We start from the raw sequence: 16,689 nt of genomic DNA, 5'->3' as shown, positions 1-16,689 counted from the left end.
GCGATCAGCGCCGCTCGACGGTCAGGGTCGTCCAGGCGCCGACGTGGATGGTATCCCCGGAGCGCAGGGGTACCGGCGTGTCCGGGGCCAGCGGGTCCTCGGCGTAGTTCAGCGTCGTCCCGTTCGTGGAGCCGGCGTCCATGACCACCCAGCGGTCACGCGGGAGGGCCAGGAGCACCGCGTGCAGCGCGGAGACCCCGGGGTCGCGCGGCGGGCCGGCGAGGTCGATCTCGGGGACGTCGCCGCCCGCCGGGTCGCGGGCCCGGCCGATGCGCACCTCGTCGGCGCGCAGCACCACCTCACGCGGCGCCAGGGCGGCCGGGAACTCGCCCGGTGTCGCGGGCGCGTCCGCGGGCTGCCGGGCGAGGACGAGCTCGTGGTAGTCGCGGTCGGCCCAGATCGTCACCACCCAGGTGCCGGTCCCGGCATCCTGGGTGGTCTCGACGGGGGGACCCTCACTCACCGGTCGACCACCCCCTCCCCGTCGAGCGGGATGGGGCCGGTGCGCTCGTCGGGGCCCCGCGCGTCGACCACGACCGAGGGCCGGTCCCGGGCCTCGGCCGGGGGGACGATCGGGACCAGGGCCAGCGTCGTGTTGTCGTGCCCGCCGTCGTCGAGGGCCGCGGACAGCAACGCGGACGCCGCGGCCAGCACCGGGTGCGCCTCGTCGGCGTCCCCCTCGGGCGCGTCCGCAGATGCGAGCGCCGGCCCCGCGAGCCGGGCGAGCACCTCGGGGTCGGGAAGGTGGTTCCACAGGCCGTCGCTGCACAGCAGTAGCAGCCCCGGCACGCCGAGCCGGACCCGGCGGGCGTGCGCCGGCCCGCCCGGCGCGTCGCGGCCCAGCCAGCGCGTGAGCACGTGGGCGCGGCGGTCGCGGGCGGCCTCCTCGCGCGTCATCAACCCCGCCGCGGCGATCTCCTCGGCCCACGAGTCGTCGGTGGAGAGCAGGCGCGACGAACCGTCGCCGGCGAGCCAGTAGGCGCGGCTGTCGCCGATCCAGGACACGACGGCGTCGCCGCCGCGCACGACCGCGGCGACGTAGGTGCAGGCGGGGGAGTCGCCGCCCCCGCGTCCCAGGTCGGCGGCGGCGGTCGCCGCGGCGGCGGACGCGGCGGTGGCCAGGGCGTCCAGCTCCCCGCCGAGGCCGGTACCCGACCGGCCGGTCCGCTCTCCCTCGGCGCCGTCCTCACCCGTGGCGGCGTCGCCGACGACGGGGACCGGGCCCGTGTCATGGGTGGCCGAGACGGCCGGGAAGCCGTGGGGCGGCGTGGCGGGCGCCGCCGCGGTCTCCAGCGCCGCGCCCACGGCCGCGCCGGCGGCGGCCAGCGCGGCCTCGTCGCCCCGCCGGGCGGAGGCGACCCCGTCGCACACGACGGCCACCCACGTCTCGACGCCGCCCTCGACGCGGCGTCCCAGCTCGACGGCGTCCTCGTTGCGGCGACGGCGCAGACCGCGGTCGGTCACGGCGGCCGCGGCGCCCACCACCAGCTCCACGTGGTCGCGCGCCGCGGGCCGCTGCCCCCCGCAGGCCGGGCACGTGCCGTCGGCCTCGGCGGGCGCGAGGTCCCCGCAGTGGGGGCAGGGCGCCGACGCGGCGCTCGCGAGCTCCGCGCGCAGGTCGGTGCGCTCGACCAGCGGGCCCCCGCCGGCGTCACCCGAGGCGCGCCGCTCACGCTCCCCGGGGATCGGGGGTGTCCCGGCCATCTCCATCACGGGATCGGTGCTCCTCGAACGTCGCGGGCCACGCGGGCACGGCGGGTCTCGCGGTCACCGCCGCGCCGGGTGGGGTCATCCTCCGGGTCGGACCACGGGCGGGCGTCGCCCCCCACGGCCGTGTCGCCCGGTCGGGCGGGGTAGCGGGCGCGCACCCGGCGGGCGTCGGCGGCGAAGGCCTCGACGCTGCGGTGCCGGCGGGCCGGGTCGGGGTCGGTGGCGCGGCGCAGCAGGGCCACGAGGTCGGGGTCGTCGCGCAGGACCGGGACGCCCGCGGGGTCGGGCAGGCGCAGGGCGAGGTTGCGCTGGTGGTCGAAGTCGGCGAGCAGCACCGCGAGCGTGCGTCCCAGCGCGAACACCTCGGAGGCCACCGACGGGCCGGGGCCGCCGGCGTGGATCTCGGGGGCGACGAAACCGGTGGTCGCCCAGACGTCGCTGTGGCGGTCCCCGACGCGCCGGACGCTGCCCAGGTCGAGCACCGTGATCCCGCCGGGCCCGACGAGCAGGTTGCTCGGGTTCAGGTCGGCGTGCAGGAGCCCGTGCCGGTGCAGCGCCGAGAGCGGGGGCACCGCGCCGAGGACGGCGTCGAGGGCCTCGGCGGGCGGGCACGGGCGGCGTGCCGAGAGCGGCTCGCCGGTCACGTGGTCGAGCACGAGCAGCCGCACGGGTCCGTTCCGCCCAGCGGCACGCGCCACGTCACGCGCGCGCACGAGGCCGGGCACGTCCAGGTCGAGGAGCGCCTCGGTCTCGCGGACCGCCAGGTCGCCCGCGGCCGGCCCCTCGGGACCCTCGAGGCGCCCGAGCACGACGAGGGCACCGTCGCCCTGCCGTGTCGCGGTGTAGGACCACCCGCGCGCGCCCCGCACGAGCGGTGCCCGCACGCGGTAGCGACCCTCCCGCCCGGCGACCTCCGTCCCCGCGGCGAGGTCGGGGCGCACGTCGTAGGCAGCACCGCACCACGGGCAGGTGCCGCGCTCGGGACCCGGACGGCCGGACCGTCCCCGACCCACCGGCCCGTCGCAGGACGCGCAGAACCGCGCCTGCTCGGGGACCGGGGGACCGGCGGCCCCCGGGTCGAGTCCGTCCATCTCGTCTCCTGCGTCCTCCCGCGCGGTGTTCCCGCCATCGTGTCACCGCGGTGCGCGCCGTCGCGCTCCGCGGTCCGGGCGCGATCACTCCGGCCCGGCGGATCCCTCCTCCGTCCGGGTGGTCCTGCGCGTCCGCTCAGCGCAGGCGGCCGTCACCTGCGGTTTCCTTCGGCCCCGGCCCGGAGGGTGGCCGGGCCGGTCGGGCCGTGGCCTGCCATGCTGTCGCCGCACCGAAGCCGATCGGGGGGTTGGTGCCGCGCCTCCGTGGGGGGTCCGGCGCGGCCTTCCGAACGAGAGTCCGGAGGTCGCCGTGAGCGCAGCCGACGACACCGATCGTCCCGTGGGGTCCGACGGGTCCGCCCAGCACCGCCGTCCCGACGGTGACGACCTCGCCGACCGCGCCGACAGGGGCTCGAGCCTGCCCGGTCCGGGGTCCGCCACGCGCGCCGACACGCCGGGAACGTCGCCGTCGGACAGCGGGTTCGGTGACCCGGCGGAGCCCGTGGGGGCCTCGAGCGCCGATGCGTCCGGGACGCATGCCGCGAACACCCCGCGGGAGGCCGGGACCTCCGCCGGGGGCTCCTCGGTCGCCGACGCCGCCGCCGAGGCGGAGCGCGCGCTGGCCCAGGCCGCACGCGACGCCGAGCAGGCCGTGCGCGACGCCCACAGCGACGGCACGGAGGCCGTGGAGAAGGGCTTCGCGGACGCGCAGCGCGCCACCGAGCGCGCCTACGAGGAGGCCGCGTCCCGCAGCGACCGGCCCGGCTGAGCGCGGGCGTCCCCCGACCCGGACGTCGCGCGGCGCCGGCCCGCCCCTGACCACGGCGCCGGTCCGGCCCCCGCGCGCGCCCGGCCCCGTCCCCGGTCCGTCCGCACGAGGCAGGTGAGAGATGGCGGTCCAGCTGCGGATCACCGCGGACGGACTCGTCGTGCGCTTCACCGGGTCGGACCGGGTCTGGGCGTGCTCACGCGGGGTGTACCTGCCCCTGAGCCGCGTGCTGCTCGCCCGACCCATGGCGCGGCGCGACGCGGTGTCGGCCAGCCCCCGCGTCCACCTGCCCGGAGTGAGCGTGCCCCGCGTGCTGCGCGCCGGGTCGTTCGGTGTCGGCGAGCGCCGGCAGCTGTGGGCAGTGCGGGGGGCGACGCGGCTGCTCGCCATCTACCTGCGCGGGGACCCCTACCACCGCGTGGTGGTGGAGGTCCCCGACCCCGAGGAGACCAGCCGCACGATCAACGAGGCCCTGCCGCCCCGGCGCCTGCCGGCCTGATCTACAGCGCGTCCGCGACCAGGGGGGCCAGGAGCAGGTCCGGGTTGTTCTGGGCGACGGCCTGCAGGCGCCACTTGTGCGGGAACAGCGCGAGCAGTTCGCCGTCGAGGCGGCGGGTGAGGACCTCGATCCCGACGGCGCTGCGCAGCGCCTCGGCGCCGGCGGGGTCGGTGCGCCGGGCGAGGGAGTAGTCGAGGCGGTCGAGCTTGACCGGGGCGCTGAACTCGTCGGCCAGGCGGGCGGAGACGACCTCGAACTGCAGGGGGCCGACCGCGGCGAGCACCGGGGCCTGGTCGCCGCGCAGGTCCGAGGACAGCACCTGGATGACGCCCTCGGAGTCGAGCTGTTCGATGCCCTTGCGGAACTGCTTGGTCTTGGACATGTCCGCGACCCGGCAGGCCGCGAAGTGTTCGGGGGCGAAGCTGGGGATGGTGGGGAAGGTGACCGGCTGCTCGGCCCACAGGGTGTCGCCGGGGCGCAGCGCGGTGGCGTTGACCAGCCCGACGATGTCGCCGGGGAACGCCTCGGAGATCGTGGAGCGGTCCCGGCCGAACATGGCCTGGGCGTACTTGGTGGCGAACGGGCGGCCGGTGGCGTCGTGGGTGAGCACCATGCCGCGCTCGAAACGCCCCGAGCACACCCGCACGAACGCGACCCGGTCGCGGTGGGAGCGGTCCATCGAGGCCTGCACCTTGAACACCAGCCCGGAGAACGGCGCCTCGACCGGGCGCGGCTCGCCCTTCTGGTCGGGGCGCGGCCCCGGCGGTGGGGCGAGGTCGACCAGCGCGTCGAGCAGCCGGGCCACCCCGATGTTCGACAGCGCCGACCCGAACATCACCGGGGTCGCGGTGCCGGCCGCGAACGCCTGCTCGTCGTAGCCGGCGCCGATCTCGTCGAGCAGCGCGAGCTCCTCGACCGCGCGCTGCCAGTCCGGGCCCTCCTCGACCGCGGCCCGGTCGGCGTCGAGCACCTGCGAGGTCGCCTTGGCCGCGCCGTGGGCGGCGCGGGTGAAGCGGTGGAAACGGCCGTCGGCGCGCTCGACCAGCCCGTGCAGGTCCCCGGCGATGCCCACCGGCCACGTGATCGGCATCGGGCGCAGCCCGATGGTCTGCTCGACCTCGTCGAGCAGCTCGAGCGGCTCGCGGCCCGGGCGGTCCCACTTGTTGACGAAGGTCAGCACCGGCACCCCGCGGTCGCGGCAGACATCGAAGAGCTTGAGGGTCTGCGGCTCGAGGCCCTTGGCCGCGTCGAGCAGCATCACCGCGGCGTCCACCGCGGCCAGCACCCGGTAGGTGTCCTCGGAGAAATCGCCGTGGCCGGGGGTGTCGAGCAGGTTGATGACCTGGTTGCGGTAGGAGAACTGCAGCACCGCCGAGGTCACCGAGATACCCCGCTCGCGCTCCATGTCCATCCAGTCCGAGGTCACCCCGCGCCGGCCGCCCTTGCCGTGCACCGCCCCCGCCGCCGAGATCACCTCGGCGTGCAGCGCCAACGCCTCGGTCAACGTCGACTTGCCCGCGTCCGGATGGCTGATCACCGCGAACGTCCGACGCCGCCGGGCCTCGGCCCCGGTGTCGCCGGCGGTGGTCTCCGGGCTGGCCTCACCGGTGGACGGGGCCGACACCGCGGTCATGCGCACTCCTCCCTCACGGGCCGCACACCACGGCCCGTGATCGAGGGTACGGCCGTGCTCAGGACGAGGGGCGCAGCGCCCGCAGGGGCTCGGCCAGCTCCTTGGTGAAGTGGTCGAAGAACCCGTCGACGTCCGTGCCGGCGTTGATCAGCGCGAGGTGGTCGTAGCCCGCGTCGACGAACTGCTGGGAGACCTGCAGCTTCTTGTCGGTGTCGGGACCGCACGCGAAGCCCTCGCGCATGTGATCGGCCGTGATCATGGCCGTCGCCGCGTCGAAGTTCACGGGGTTGGGCAGCTCGGACTGCACCTTCCAGCCGGTCAGGCCGAAGCGGAACAGCGCCCGGGCCTGCTCGGCGGCCTCGTCCTCGGTGGCCCCGTAGGCCATCGGGACCTCGGCGTAGCGCGGGCCGTCGCCGCCCGCGTCGGTGAAGGCCTGGATCAGGTCGGCGCGCGGCTCGGTGGTGAACAGGCCGTCGCCGAGCTCGGCGGCGAGCGTCGAGGCCTGCGGGCCCCCGCTGGCGACGATGATCTTCGGCAGCGTCTCGGGCAGGTCGAAGACCTGGGCGTCCTCGAGCGTGAGGTGCTTGCCCTCGTAGCTCTGGTAGCCGCCCTGCCACAGCAGCCGGATGATCTCCAGCGACTCGCGGAACATCTGGTGCCGCACGCTGACGCTCGGCCAACCGCGTCCCACGACGTGCTCGCTGAGCCGTTCGCCCGACCCGACGCCCAGGGTGAAGCGCCCGTCGGAGAGCAGCTGGGTGGTCGCCGCGGCCTGGGCGATGATCGCCGGGTGGTAGCGGATGAAGGGGCAGGTCACCCCGGTGGCCAGCTCGATCCGCTCGGTCTTCGCGGCCATGGCGGCCAGCATCGACCAGGCGAAGCCGGAGTGCTGCTGCTCGGAGACCCACGGGTGGTAGTGGTCGGAGATCTCGACGAAGTCGAAGCCCGCCTCCTCGGCGCGCACGCACTGGCGCACCATCTCGGTCGGCGAGTAGGCCTCGGCGATCAGCTTGTAACCGATCTTCACGGACGGACACCTCCGGGTCGCTGGCGCTCCGCGGGGTGTTCCCGGTGGCTCCGTCGTCACACGCGTCCGGGTCCGGCGGTGCCGCGTAACGCCGTCCCGGCCTCCGGCGACACCCCGGGTGGCCCCGCGGGGTCGTCGGACCCCCGACCCGACGATGCCGCGGGGCCGTCCTGTCAGTTGGCTCCGGCGCCGTCGAGGGGCTTGTCGGGCTCGACGCGCGGCATGTTGCCCCCGCCTCCGCCGCCGCCACCGCCCGAGTCGGGCTCCACCCAGATCGTCACGGCCTCGCCGGCGGGTACCCGCGTCCCCGGGCCGGGCTGCTGGGCGGTCACCGTGCCCTCGACCGTGGGCGGGGTGTCCGGATCCGGGTCGACCGCCACGACCCGGGCCGCCATGGCGACCTCGTGCGCCTGGGCCGCCGGCAATCCGACCAGCGCCGGCACGAGCACCAGCTCGGGTGTCTTCATGGGCACCGACCGTAGTCAGCTCACGGTGGCCGGTGCCACCACAGGAGCACGTGGGTGCCCCCCGGGTCGCGCTGCACGTCGTGCCCGTCGCTCAGCCCCGCGAGCAGCTGCAGACCGCGTCCGCGGTGGCCCGGGTCGGCGGGCGCCGGGCGCCATCCACCCCGGTCGGCGACCTCGATCTCCAGCCAGGGCGACGGGGACACCGCGCGGTTCTCGGCGGGCTCGTCGACGCCGCCCGTCACCGTCAGGCGTGCCGTGACACGCAGTGGCCCGCCGCCCTGGGGGTAGGCGTGGTCGACGACGTTGGTGAGCGCCTCGTAGAGCGCCGTGGCCACGTCGTCGAGACGGTCGGCCAGCGCGGGGCCCTCGGGGCACCCCGCGGTGGCCCGGACCCAGGCCACGAGGTCGCTGCGCAGCCCGCGCAGATCCTCGGCGCGGACGAGGTCGTGGGTGATCTCGTGCGCGACCCGCCGTACGCGGGTGGGCGCGTCGGGACCGGTCCCCGCGTCCGGCCGCGTCTCCGCGCTCGCGTCCATGACTGAGGATCGACGGTCCGGCGCGCGACAAACCCTGCCGGAGGGCCACCATCCGGCGATCGCGGTCACGGGTGGAGCCCTGCGCGACTGCGACGAGCGCACCGGCATGATGGACCGTCCGGCGCAGCCGGCACGGCCCGCGGACGGCAGGGAGAACACATGGCGCAGCGGCACCCGGGCTCGCGGGCGGCCGGGACCGGCCGCGGACGACGGTCCGCGCGCGCCCTGGGGGTCATCGTCGGTGTGGTGCTGGCCGCCGCGGGCTGCGCCCGCGGGCCGGAACCGTCCGTCCCGCCGATCCCGATGTCGTCGACCACCGTCGCGGCCGGGCCCACGGCGACACCCGCCGGGCCGGGCCCGGCGTTCCGGCCGTGCGCGGGCGGGCTCGAGTGCGCGTCGGTGCCCGTGCCCGTCGACTACGCGGACCCCGCCGGTCCCGGGTTGTCGATCGCGATCGCGCGCCGGCCCGCGACCGACCAGGCCCGCAAGATCGGGGTCCTGCTCGTCAACCCGGGTGGGCCCGGCGGCTCGGGTATCGAGCTGGTCCAGGCCGGGGTGCTGCCCCGGGAGGTCACCGACCGCTTCGACGTCATCGGCTTCGACCCGCGCGGCGTCGGCGGGAGCACGGGCCTGCAGTGCCCGCTCGGGCCCGAGACGCCCTACCTCGGCGACCCGGACCCCGGCGACGTCGCCGACGAGGCGGCCACCGACGAGGCGGTCGACCGCTACGCGCTCGCCTGCGGGCAGCGCTACCCGGAGCTGCTGCCCCACCTCGGGACCCGCAACGTGGCGCGGGACATGGATCGCATCCGGGAGGCGCTCGGGCAGGACCGGATCAACTACCTGGGCTTCTCCTACGGCACGTCGATCGGGCAGACCTACGCCCAGCTCTTCCCCACGCGGCTGCGGACGATCGTGCTCGACGGCGTGGTCGACGTGACCAAGCCGGGCCTGGACTCCGCGCAGGCCGAGAGCTTCGAGAACTCGCTGCGCCAGTTCGCCGCGGCGTGCAGCGCCGACGCGCAGTGCCCGGTGCGCGCCGACCCGATCGGTGTCGTCGACCGGGTGGGCGCCCGCCTCGCCGCGGCGCCGCTGCCCGTCGCCGGCACGAGCCCCCTGTCGGCGGGGCTGTTCGAGATCGGCGTCGTCTTCCCGCTCTACAGCCCCACCAGCTGGCCGCAGCTGGCGCAGGCCCTCGCGGCCGCGGACCGCGGCGACGGCGCACCGATGCGCGCGCTCGCGGCCGCCTACTTCCGCGGGAGCAACTCCGACACCTACAACGCCGTGACCTGCCTCGACAACGCGTGGCCCACCGAGGACGCGCAGGTGTTCGCCGCCGCCCGCGCGACCGAGGCCCGTGCCCCGCACTTCTCCGGCAACGTGCTGGTCAGCGGCCTGACCTGCGCGGACTGGCCGGCGCCGCAGCAACCGCTGACCCCGCTCGAGGGCTACGCCGGTCCGCCGATGCTGATCCTGGGCACCACCGACGATCCCGCGACGCCGTACCAGAACAGCGTCGCCCTGGCCCAGCGCCTGCCCCGCTCGGCGCTGCTGACCTACCGCGGCGACGGCCACACCGTCTACACCAACGGCGTGCCCTGCGTCGACGACGCGGTGAACCGCTACCTCGTCGACGCCGTCCTCCCACCCCCGAACACGCTCTGTCAGTAGGGACGGGCACCGCGTTGTCAGCGGTGTGGCACCGCTGACGTTCAGTGTCCGTAACGCCACCCACTCGAAAGGTCGCAGGGGCGCGGGCGTCACGTAGGGTCTCCACGGTGCGCCGGGAAGTCTGGTCGGCAGTCGTTGCCGCACGACCTTCGGAGGTCCCGTGACCCGGTCGACGCCCCGCCTCTTCTCCCGTCGCTCGTGGTCCGAGACGGCGCGCATCGGTGACATCCTGCGGCGCGAGACGGTGGGCGGGATGCTGCTGGTGGGCGCCGCCGCGGTCGCGCTGCTCTGGGCGAACTCCCCCTGGCGCGAGGCCTACACCGCCCTCTCCGAGCTGCGCATCGGCCCCGCCGCCCTGCACCTCGACCTGACCCTGGCCACGTGGGCCGCCGACGGCCTGTTGGCGATCTTCTTCTTCGTGGTCGGTCTCGAGCTCAAACGGGAGTTCGTGGCGGGCGATCTGCGGAACCCGGCGCGCGCGCTGCTCCCGATCGCCGCGGCGGTCGGCGGCATGATCGCGCCCGCGATGATCTACATCGCGATCAACTTCGGTGGGCCCGGCCTCGCGGGCTGGGCGATCCCCACGGCCACCGACATCGCCTTCGCCCTCGCCGTCCTCGCGATCATCGGGTCCAGCCTGCCCGACGCGCTGCGCACCTTCCTGCTCACGCTGGCCGTGGTCGACGACCTGCTCGCCATCACGATCATCGCGCTCTTCTACACCGACCAGCTCGAGATCGTGCCCCTGCTCCTCGCCCTCCTGCCGCTCGCCGCCTTCACCGTGCTCGTGCAGCGGCGCGTCCGCTCGTGGTGGCTCCTGCTGCCGCTGGCCGTGCTGACCTGGGTGCTCGTGCACGAGTCCGGGGTCCACGCCACCGTGGCCGGCGTCCTGCTGGGCTTCGCGGTGCCGGTGATCCGGCGCAAGGAGGGCCCCGGGCCGGGCCTGGCCGAGCACTTCGAGCACCGCTGGCGCCCCCTCTCGGCCGGGTTCGCGGTGCCCGTCTTCGCGTTCTTCGCCTCCGGCGTGACGGTCGTGGGCGGCGGCCTGGGCGCGGCGTTCACGGACTCGATCACGATCGGGATCGTCGCCGGCCTCGTCGCCGGCAAGGCCGTCGGCATCATGGGCGCCTCCTGGCTGGTGCAGCGGGTGACCCGCGCGCAGCTGTCCGAGGAGCTGAGCTGGACCGACGTGCTCGGCCTGTCGCTGCTCGCGGGTATCGGTTTCACCGTCTCGCTGCTCATCGGCGAGCTCGCGTTCGGCACCGCGAGCGCCGCCGACGACCACGTCAAGATCGGGGTGCTGACGGCGTCGCTGCTCGCCGCCCTGCTCGCCACGATCGTGCTGCGCTACCGCAACCGCGTGTACCGGACCATCCACGAGCGCGAGCGGGTCGACCGCGACCACGACGACGTGCCCGACGTCTACGAGGAGGAGGCGCGGGAGCAGGGCCAGTGACCTCCCGGACGACGCGGCCGGACGACTGGGCCGACGGGACGCAACCGCACCACCACGCGGCCCCAAGCGAGGCCCGCGTGGGGTGTCGGCCTTGCCCGCGAACCGACCGCCCCGCACCCTCGCCGCATGACCGGACCGGCGGGCCGCACCGCCCGCAGCGCCACCGGCCGCCGGGGCACCCGCAACCGCACCGGGCGGGCGGCCGAACCGGTCCGCCCGGTCCCCGAGCCCGTGCCCGCACCGGCCCCCGAGCTCGCCCCCGAGTCCGACGGCGACGCCCTCGCGCGCACCATCGCGATGGTCAACGACAAGGGCGGGGTCGGGAAGACGTCGATCGTCGCCAACCTCGCCGGACAGTTCGCGGCCGCCGGCTACCGCTGCCTGCTCGTCGACCTCAACCGTCAGGCCAACCTCGCCGACGACCTCGGCTTCCGTGACGGCCCGGCCGACGACCACGGTGCGGGGCTGCTGCTGAGCCTCGTCGGGGGTACGCCGCTGCGTCCCGTGGAGGGCGTGCGGCCGGGGCTGGACGTCGTGCCGGGCGGGGCGCGGCTGGTCGACCTGGTGCCGCTCATGGTGTCCCGGGTCCAGGAGCGTGGGCGGGAGGCGTTCCGCGCGCTCGCCGAGGTGCTCGCGCCCGTGGCCGGCGACTACGACCTGGTCTTCGTCGACTGCCCGCCCGAGACGACGATCCTCACCGACCTCGCGCTCACCGCCGCCCGCTGGGTGCTCATGCCCACCAAGTCCGACGGCGGCGGTCTCGTCGGCATGCGGCTGGTCGGCGAGCGCTTCGCCCTGGCCCGGGAGCTCAACCCGCAGCTCGGGCTGCTCGGGGCCGTGCTCTTCGCGACCGGCTCGCGCTCGCGCGTCGTGCACGCCGAGGTCCGCGAGGCCGTCGCGCGGGCGTTCGGCGGGCACTCGCCGCTGTTCACCACCACGATCCGCCACGCCGAGCGCACCGCGCAGGACGCGCGACGCCTCGGGAAGCTCGCCCACGAGCTGGAGCAGGAGGTCGCGGCCCAGCCCGCGTGGTGGGCGGCCCTGCGCGCGGGCCAGAAGGAGAACGGCGGGCGACGCCTGTCCCCGACCGCCGCCAGCGTCGCCGGTGACTACCGCGACCTGGGCGTCGAGCTCCTCACGCTGCTGCGTGAGGCCGAGGAGCGTGCCGCCGCCCGTCCCGAGCAGGAGGCCACCTCGTGACCGCCGAGCCCCAGCCGCCGACCGCCCACGACCTCAGCGACGCCTTCGGCCGGCCCGCCGCGGCCAGCCTGCGCGGGCTGTTGCCGCCGCGCCGGCGGCGCGACGAGGAGGACGCGGCCGCGACACGAGAGCTCGAGGCGGGGGCCGATGGGCAGGCCGAGGCGGAGGTCGAGGTGCCCGCCGAGGAGCCCGGTGACGTCGCCGCCGACGTGCCCGCGCGGCGCGAGCCCCGGCGTCGTCCCGCGGTGCCGAACAGGCCCGCCACGACCGGGACCGGGAACCGCCGCTGGGGCCCGGCCCGCCTCGGGTCCCGCGACCACGTCGAGCTGCTCGTCCTCGTCGCGCTGCGCCACGGGCCGGCCGACGGCCGCGAGATCGCCGAGCGGCTGCAGCGCGACAGCGACGGCGGGCTCACCCCGCCGCCCACCACGATCGTGCGGACCGTGCACCACCTCGCCCGGCACGGACTCGTCGAGCACGACAGCGGCTCGACACGCCGGCGCTACCGCCTCACCGAGCCCGGCCGGCGGGCCGAGCGGGCCCGCGTCCGCGAGTGGCGGGCCCTGCGCCGGGCGGTCGACGCCGTCGTGCGGGCCGTCGACGAGGGCTGAAGCGTCCCGTCCTCCGCCGGCCAACGTCTCCGGGCATCGGGCCGTGGGGCGTTCGGCCGTCCCGCCCAGCGGGTCTCGCGCGCTTCGGACGCAGGGTCAGACCCTTGTGATGCAGGCCACGGGCCTGTAGAACTCGATCAGGGACGCGGGGGTCCCCGGGTCGTCCAGCAGCGCGCGATCCGTCCTCGGGCATTCGGCGCACCGACATCTCGGCGAAACTCGTATCGAGCACGACGCGAACGGCGCAGAATGATTAGGCAGAAGAATGGCGTCCGAATGCGCACGCGGACCCCGCGGCCAGTTGATCGAGAAGTGCGCCCGACGGCCGACTCGACATTTGATCTTCCCGGTCTAGCGCTTTCACGGAGAGCGAGATGTAATGTCCGGTCCGTCAGCGGCGGGCTGTGGTCCACCGCACAGGAGGACCATCCGTTCGGAGGTGCACGGTGCCGGCAGGCCTGAAATTGGCCCTCGCGGTCATCGGCGGATATCTCTTGGGTCGCACCAAGAAGATGAAGTTCGCCATCATGTTGGGGGGCGCGCTCGCCGGGAAGAAGCTCCCGACCGATCCCGCCCAGTTGCTCGCCCAGGCCTCCAAGCTGATCCAGGCGTCGCCCGAGCTCCAGAAGCTCGACACCGCCGTCCGCGGTCGGCTGCTCGAGGCCGGCAAGGACGCCGCGCTGGCCATCGCGAGCTCACGCATGGAGGCGCTCACCGACAACCTGGTCAACCGGGTCGAGAACCTCGGCAAGCCCGCCGGAGAGGCGGTCGGCGCCGCGGGGCAGGCCGCGGGCCAGACGGCGGGAGCCGCCGGTGACGCGGCCGGCCAGGCCGGCGGGGCCGTCACCGACGCCGCCTCGACCACCGGCGACGCCGTCGGTGGTGCCGCCGGCCAGGTGGGCAGCGGCGTCGGCAGCGCGGTGGACACCGCGGCGGGCCGGCTGCGCAAGCGGGGTCGCCGCTCCGCGTCGGCCGAGGAGGAGCCCGCGGACGAGCCCGCCGAGGACGTCGGGGACGACGAGGCAGCCGACGAGGCAGCCGACGACGAGGTGACCGACGAGGAGGAGACCGATACGGCCACCTCCGACGAGGGTGAGACCGACGAGTCCGAGCAGGCCGAGGAGGCCGAGGGGGCCGAGGAGGCGCCCTCGCGCGCGGCCGGCTCGCGGCGCCGTTCCTCGCGCAGCTCGTCCTCGAGCGGCCAGTCCTCGAGCGGCCAGTCCTCGACCGGCCAGTCCTCGAGCGGCCAGGAACGTCGGCGGCGCTCGTCGTCGGGCTCGTCCGACGCCGCCGGGTCGTCCACGACCACCCGCAACGGCAGCGGTGGCACGCGCAGCAAGTCCTCGTCCGGGTCGGGCGGGCGGTCGCGCTCGTCCTCGGAGGGTGGCTCGCGCAGCCGCGCCACCGCGGGCTCGGGCTCGCGCCGGGGTGCGGTGAAGCGCGATGACTGAATCCGCCACCGACTCGCGCGCCGCCTCCAACGGCCAGGTGCCCGGGGGCGACGGCGACGGCGGGGGTGTCTCCGACGTCCTCCCCGTCGATCGCCTCAAGCAGGCCGCCCAGGCGTTGCTCAAGGCGGCCACCGACAAGGCCGTCAACGCGGCGCTCGACCAGGTCGAGGGCCTCACCGGCCGGCTCACCGACGTCGCCGAGAACGGCGGGGTGGGCCTCCGCGCGGCGCTCGGCGGCGGCTCCTCCGCCCTGCAGGGCGGCAGCGGGGTCGGCGGGGCGCTCAAGGGGGGGCTGTCGGCCGTGAAGGACAAGGTGACCGACGCGATCGGTCTCGGCGGCGGTGACGACTCCGAGGACGAGGGCGAGGGCGAGGGCTCCGGCGGCGGTGGTGGTGGGGGCAGCGGCCGCGGCAAGTTCAAGTTCATGAACATCTACGAGGTCCAGGACGTCGGGGTCCCGCTGCGCGTGGCCTACGACCAGTGGACCCAGATGGCGGACTTCCCGTCGTTCATGAAGAAGGTCGAGACGGTCAACCAGGAGTCCGACGAGAAGGTCACCTGGACCGCCAAGGTCTTCTGGTCGCGGCGCTCGTGGGAGACCACGATCCGCGAGCAGGTCCCCGACAGCCACATCCTGTGGGTCTCGTCGGGGGCGAAGGGCCACGCGGACGGGATCGTGACGTTCAGCGAGCTCGCGCCGAACCTCACCCGCATCGTCCTGATCATGGAGTACTACCCCCAGGGCTTCATGGAGAAGACCGGGAACCTGTGGCGGGCGGTCGGCCGGCGTGCGCGTCTGGAGTTCAAGCACTTCTGCCGCCACGTCATGATGGACACGCTGATCAACCGCGAGGAACTCGAGGGCTGGCGCGGCGAGATCCGTGACAGCGAGGTCGTCAAGACCCACGAGGAGGCCCTCGAGGAGGAGCAGCGGGCGGCCGAGGAGGGCGGCGGCGAGGACCTCGAGGACGAGTACGAGGACTCCGAGCTCGCCGACGAGGACCTCGAGGACGAGGAACCCGCCGCGGAGGAGGACGAGGACCTCGCTCCCGAGGACGAGGACCTCGACGAGGCCGAGGACGAGTACGACGAGGCCGAGGACGACGAGTACGAGGACGACCTCGAGGACGAGGCGGACGAGGACGACCTCGCCGCCGACGAGGACGTCGACGAGGAGGCCACCGACGAGGAGGCCGCCGACGAGGAGGACGACAACGAGCGTCCCCGGCGCCGCTCGCGGCGCCAGCGCACCCCGGCCTGACCCGCTCCCCGGTTGAGCAGCAGCCGGGCCGACCGTCGCATCACCGGACCCCGGCGCCCGCCGGGGTCCGGTGCCATTCCTCGTCGCACAGAGAGGGGGCACGGTGACCGTCAGCCAACGGCAGGGCGGAGGCGTGCAGAAGGACCCGCAGGGCGGGCTCGCCGAGGTGCTCGACCTGATCCTCGACAAGGGCCTCGTCATCGACGCCTTCGTCAAGGTCTCCCTGGTCGGGATCGAGATCCTCACCATCGACGCACGCATCGTGGTGGCCAGCGTGGACACCTATCTCCGGTTCGCGGAGGCCACCAACCGGCTGGACCTGCACGCCAAGGGCGGCAAGGACCTCGGGCAGGTGATGGGCGACATCAGCGAGAACACGACCCAGGGTGGGGCCAAGGGCAAGACCAAGGGCGTGCTCGAGGCCGGCAAGGAGAAGTGGGACGAAGTGCGCGAAGAGCGCCAGGGCCGTCGCGAGAAGGCGTGAGGGAGGAGTCGTGACCCAGACCGAGTCGTCGCAACAGCAGCAGCAGGGCACCACCCGCGGCTCCTACATCTACGGGATCGTGCCCGCAGGTGTCCGGATCCCCGAGGGCCTCGAGCCGATCCCCGCCGACGACGACGGCGGGCAGCTGGGCCTGGTCACCGAGGGTCGGCTGGCCGCGGTGGTCAGTGACGTGTCGGCCGCCCGGGCGCTCGGCACCCGGCGCGACCTCATGGCCCACGAGGCCGTGCTCAACGCGATCGCGCAGGAGACCCCCGTGCTCCCGATGCGCTTCGGTGCCGTCGTCACCGACGACGACGCCGTGGCCGAGGAGTTGCTGGCGCCGCACGAGGACTACTTCGTGCGCGCGCTCGAGCAGCTCGAGGGTCACCAGGAGTTCCGGCTGCGGGGCGACTACGACCAGGACGTCATCCTCACCCGCATCGTGGAGGCCGACCCGCGCATCCAGCAGATGCGGGAGAAGATCGCGGGCGTCGACGAGGACGCCAGCTACTACGACCGCATCCGCCTCGGCGAGGCCATCTCCCAGGCCATGGACCAGATCCGTGCCGAGGACGCCCAGGCCTGCGTCGACGCCCTGTCGAAGTACGCGGTCGCGACGGAGGTCAAGGAGGTCGGGGGCGAGAACGGGGCCGTGCACGTGGCGTTCCTCGTGCGCACCGACCACCGCAGCGACTTCGAACGCGCGGTCGACGACCTCGGCGACGCCTGGTCGGGCCGGGTGGAGCTGCGCCTCATCGGTCCCACCGCGGCGTTCGACTTCCTCCCCGAGTTCGAGGCTCCCGACGAGGCGCAGGTCTGACGC

General features: G+C 75.0%; 17 protein-coding genes. 10 read left to right on the top strand and 7 right to left on the bottom strand.

The annotated features are described in order from the left end of the window. Positions 1–4 precede the first annotated feature (4 nt). From C8D89_RS29230 to C8D89_RS14165, 3 genes are read right to left on the bottom strand one after another with little or no spacing between them, the layout of a single operon-like run. The gene (locus C8D89_RS29230) at positions 5–463 is read right to left on the bottom strand and encodes an FHA domain-containing protein (RefSeq protein WP_165825700.1); all 459 of its coding nucleotides are present in this window, start codon (positions 461–463) and stop codon (positions 5–7) included. Beyond that, entirely contained in the window at positions 460–1,704 is a 1,245-nt protein-coding gene (locus C8D89_RS14170) for a PP2C family protein-serine/threonine phosphatase (RefSeq protein WP_133251913.1), read from the bottom strand. Before C8D89_RS14170 ends, C8D89_RS29230 begins: the two co-directional genes overlap by 4 nt. Positions 1,705–1,709: 5 nt before the next feature. Further along, positions 1,710–2,801 (bottom strand): protein kinase domain-containing protein, encoded by a 1,092-nt coding sequence (locus C8D89_RS14165; protein WP_116708757.1) that lies wholly within the window; start codon positions 2,799–2,801, stop codon positions 1,710–1,712. Between the two features lie 310 nt (positions 2,802–3,111). On the opposite strand from C8D89_RS14165, the gene C8D89_RS14160 reads away from it, so the two are divergent. Both C8D89_RS14160 and C8D89_RS14155 read left to right on the top strand, forming a co-directional pair. Continuing rightward, a complete protein-coding gene (locus C8D89_RS14160) occupies positions 3,112–3,570 on the top strand; it encodes a hypothetical protein (protein WP_116708756.1) in 459 nt (152 codons plus the stop codon). A gap of 121 nt (positions 3,571–3,691) precedes the next feature. Next, positions 3,692–4,069: a hypothetical protein gene (locus tag C8D89_RS14155; RefSeq protein ID WP_116708755.1), complete on the top strand. Its 378-nt coding sequence runs from the start codon at positions 3,692–3,694 to the stop codon at positions 4,067–4,069. A 1-nt stretch (position 4,070) separates the two neighbouring features. Here C8D89_RS14155 and C8D89_RS14150 read toward each other — a convergent pair whose 3' ends face one another. From C8D89_RS14150 to C8D89_RS14135, 4 genes are all read right to left on the bottom strand, one after another. Continuing rightward, on the bottom strand, positions 4,071–5,702 hold the full coding sequence (locus C8D89_RS14150) for a peptide chain release factor 3 (RefSeq protein WP_116708754.1): 1,632 nt from the start codon (positions 5,700–5,702) through the stop codon (positions 4,071–4,073). A 58-nt stretch (positions 5,703–5,760) separates the two neighbouring features. Further along, the gene (locus tag C8D89_RS14145) at positions 5,761–6,729 is read right to left on the bottom strand and encodes a TIGR03557 family F420-dependent LLM class oxidoreductase (RefSeq protein WP_116708753.1); all 969 of its coding nucleotides are present in this window, start codon (positions 6,727–6,729) and stop codon (positions 5,761–5,763) included. A gap of 173 nt (positions 6,730–6,902) precedes the next feature. Then, a complete protein-coding gene (locus tag C8D89_RS14140) occupies positions 6,903–7,196 on the bottom strand; it encodes a PASTA domain-containing protein (RefSeq protein WP_116708752.1) in 294 nt (97 codons plus the stop codon). Between the two features lie 20 nt (positions 7,197–7,216). Further along, positions 7,217–7,732 carry an ATP-binding protein gene (locus C8D89_RS14135; RefSeq protein WP_165825699.1) on the bottom strand — a complete coding sequence of 172 codons (516 nt, stop codon included), beginning with the start codon at positions 7,730–7,732 and terminating at the stop codon, positions 7,217–7,219. 159 nt (positions 7,733–7,891) lie between these two features. Between C8D89_RS14135 and C8D89_RS14130 the strand changes: the two genes are divergently transcribed. The 8 genes from C8D89_RS14130 to C8D89_RS14095 all read left to right on the top strand — a co-directional run bounded on the left by C8D89_RS14130 (position 7,892) and on the right by C8D89_RS14095 (position 16,686). Continuing rightward, the gene (locus tag C8D89_RS14130) at positions 7,892–9,403 is read left to right on the top strand and encodes an alpha/beta hydrolase (protein ID WP_116708750.1); all 1,512 of its coding nucleotides are present in this window, start codon (positions 7,892–7,894) and stop codon (positions 9,401–9,403) included. 160 nt (positions 9,404–9,563) lie between these two features. Continuing rightward, on the top strand, positions 9,564–10,859 hold the full coding sequence (gene nhaA, locus C8D89_RS14125) for a Na+/H+ antiporter NhaA (RefSeq protein WP_116708749.1): 1,296 nt from the start codon (positions 9,564–9,566) through the stop codon (positions 10,857–10,859). A 126-nt stretch (positions 10,860–10,985) separates the two neighbouring features. Beyond that, positions 10,986–12,059: a ParA family protein gene (locus tag C8D89_RS14120; RefSeq protein WP_243418089.1), complete on the top strand. Its 1,074-nt coding sequence runs from the start codon at positions 10,986–10,988 to the stop codon at positions 12,057–12,059. After that, on the top strand, positions 12,056–12,670 hold the full coding sequence (locus tag C8D89_RS14115; RefSeq protein ID WP_116708748.1) for a PadR family transcriptional regulator: 615 nt from the start codon (positions 12,056–12,058) through the stop codon (positions 12,668–12,670). The genes C8D89_RS14120 and C8D89_RS14115 overlap by 4 nt, the downstream gene beginning before the upstream one ends. Before the next feature lie 446 nt (positions 12,671–13,116). After that, the gene (locus C8D89_RS14110; protein ID WP_133251912.1) at positions 13,117–14,121 is read left to right on the top strand and encodes a hypothetical protein; all 1,005 of its coding nucleotides are present in this window, start codon (positions 13,117–13,119) and stop codon (positions 14,119–14,121) included. After that, positions 14,114–15,382 carry an SRPBCC family protein gene (locus C8D89_RS14105; protein WP_116708746.1) on the top strand — a complete coding sequence of 423 codons (1,269 nt, stop codon included), beginning with the start codon at positions 14,114–14,116 and terminating at the stop codon, positions 15,380–15,382. The genes C8D89_RS14110 and C8D89_RS14105 overlap by 8 nt, the downstream gene beginning before the upstream one ends. Positions 15,383–15,485: 103 nt before the next feature. Beyond that, positions 15,486–15,866, top strand: a complete 381-nt coding sequence (gvpJ, locus tag C8D89_RS14100) for a gas vesicle protein GvpJ (RefSeq protein ID WP_116708745.1) — start codon at positions 15,486–15,488, stop codon at positions 15,864–15,866. Positions 15,867–15,876: 10 nt separating this feature from the next. Next, a complete protein-coding gene (locus C8D89_RS14095; protein WP_116708744.1) occupies positions 15,877–16,686 on the top strand; it encodes a GvpL/GvpF family gas vesicle protein in 810 nt (269 codons plus the stop codon). Positions 16,687–16,689 lie beyond the last annotated feature (3 nt).

Source organism: Actinomycetospora cinnamomea (assembly GCF_003096675.1).
In the GTDB taxonomy this organism is placed as follows: Bacteria; Actinomycetota; Actinomycetes; order Mycobacteriales; family Pseudonocardiaceae; genus Actinomycetospora; species Actinomycetospora cinnamomea.
The sequence above is the reverse complement of the archived record's forward strand: the minus strand, read 5'-3'. Positions and strand labels throughout refer to the sequence as shown.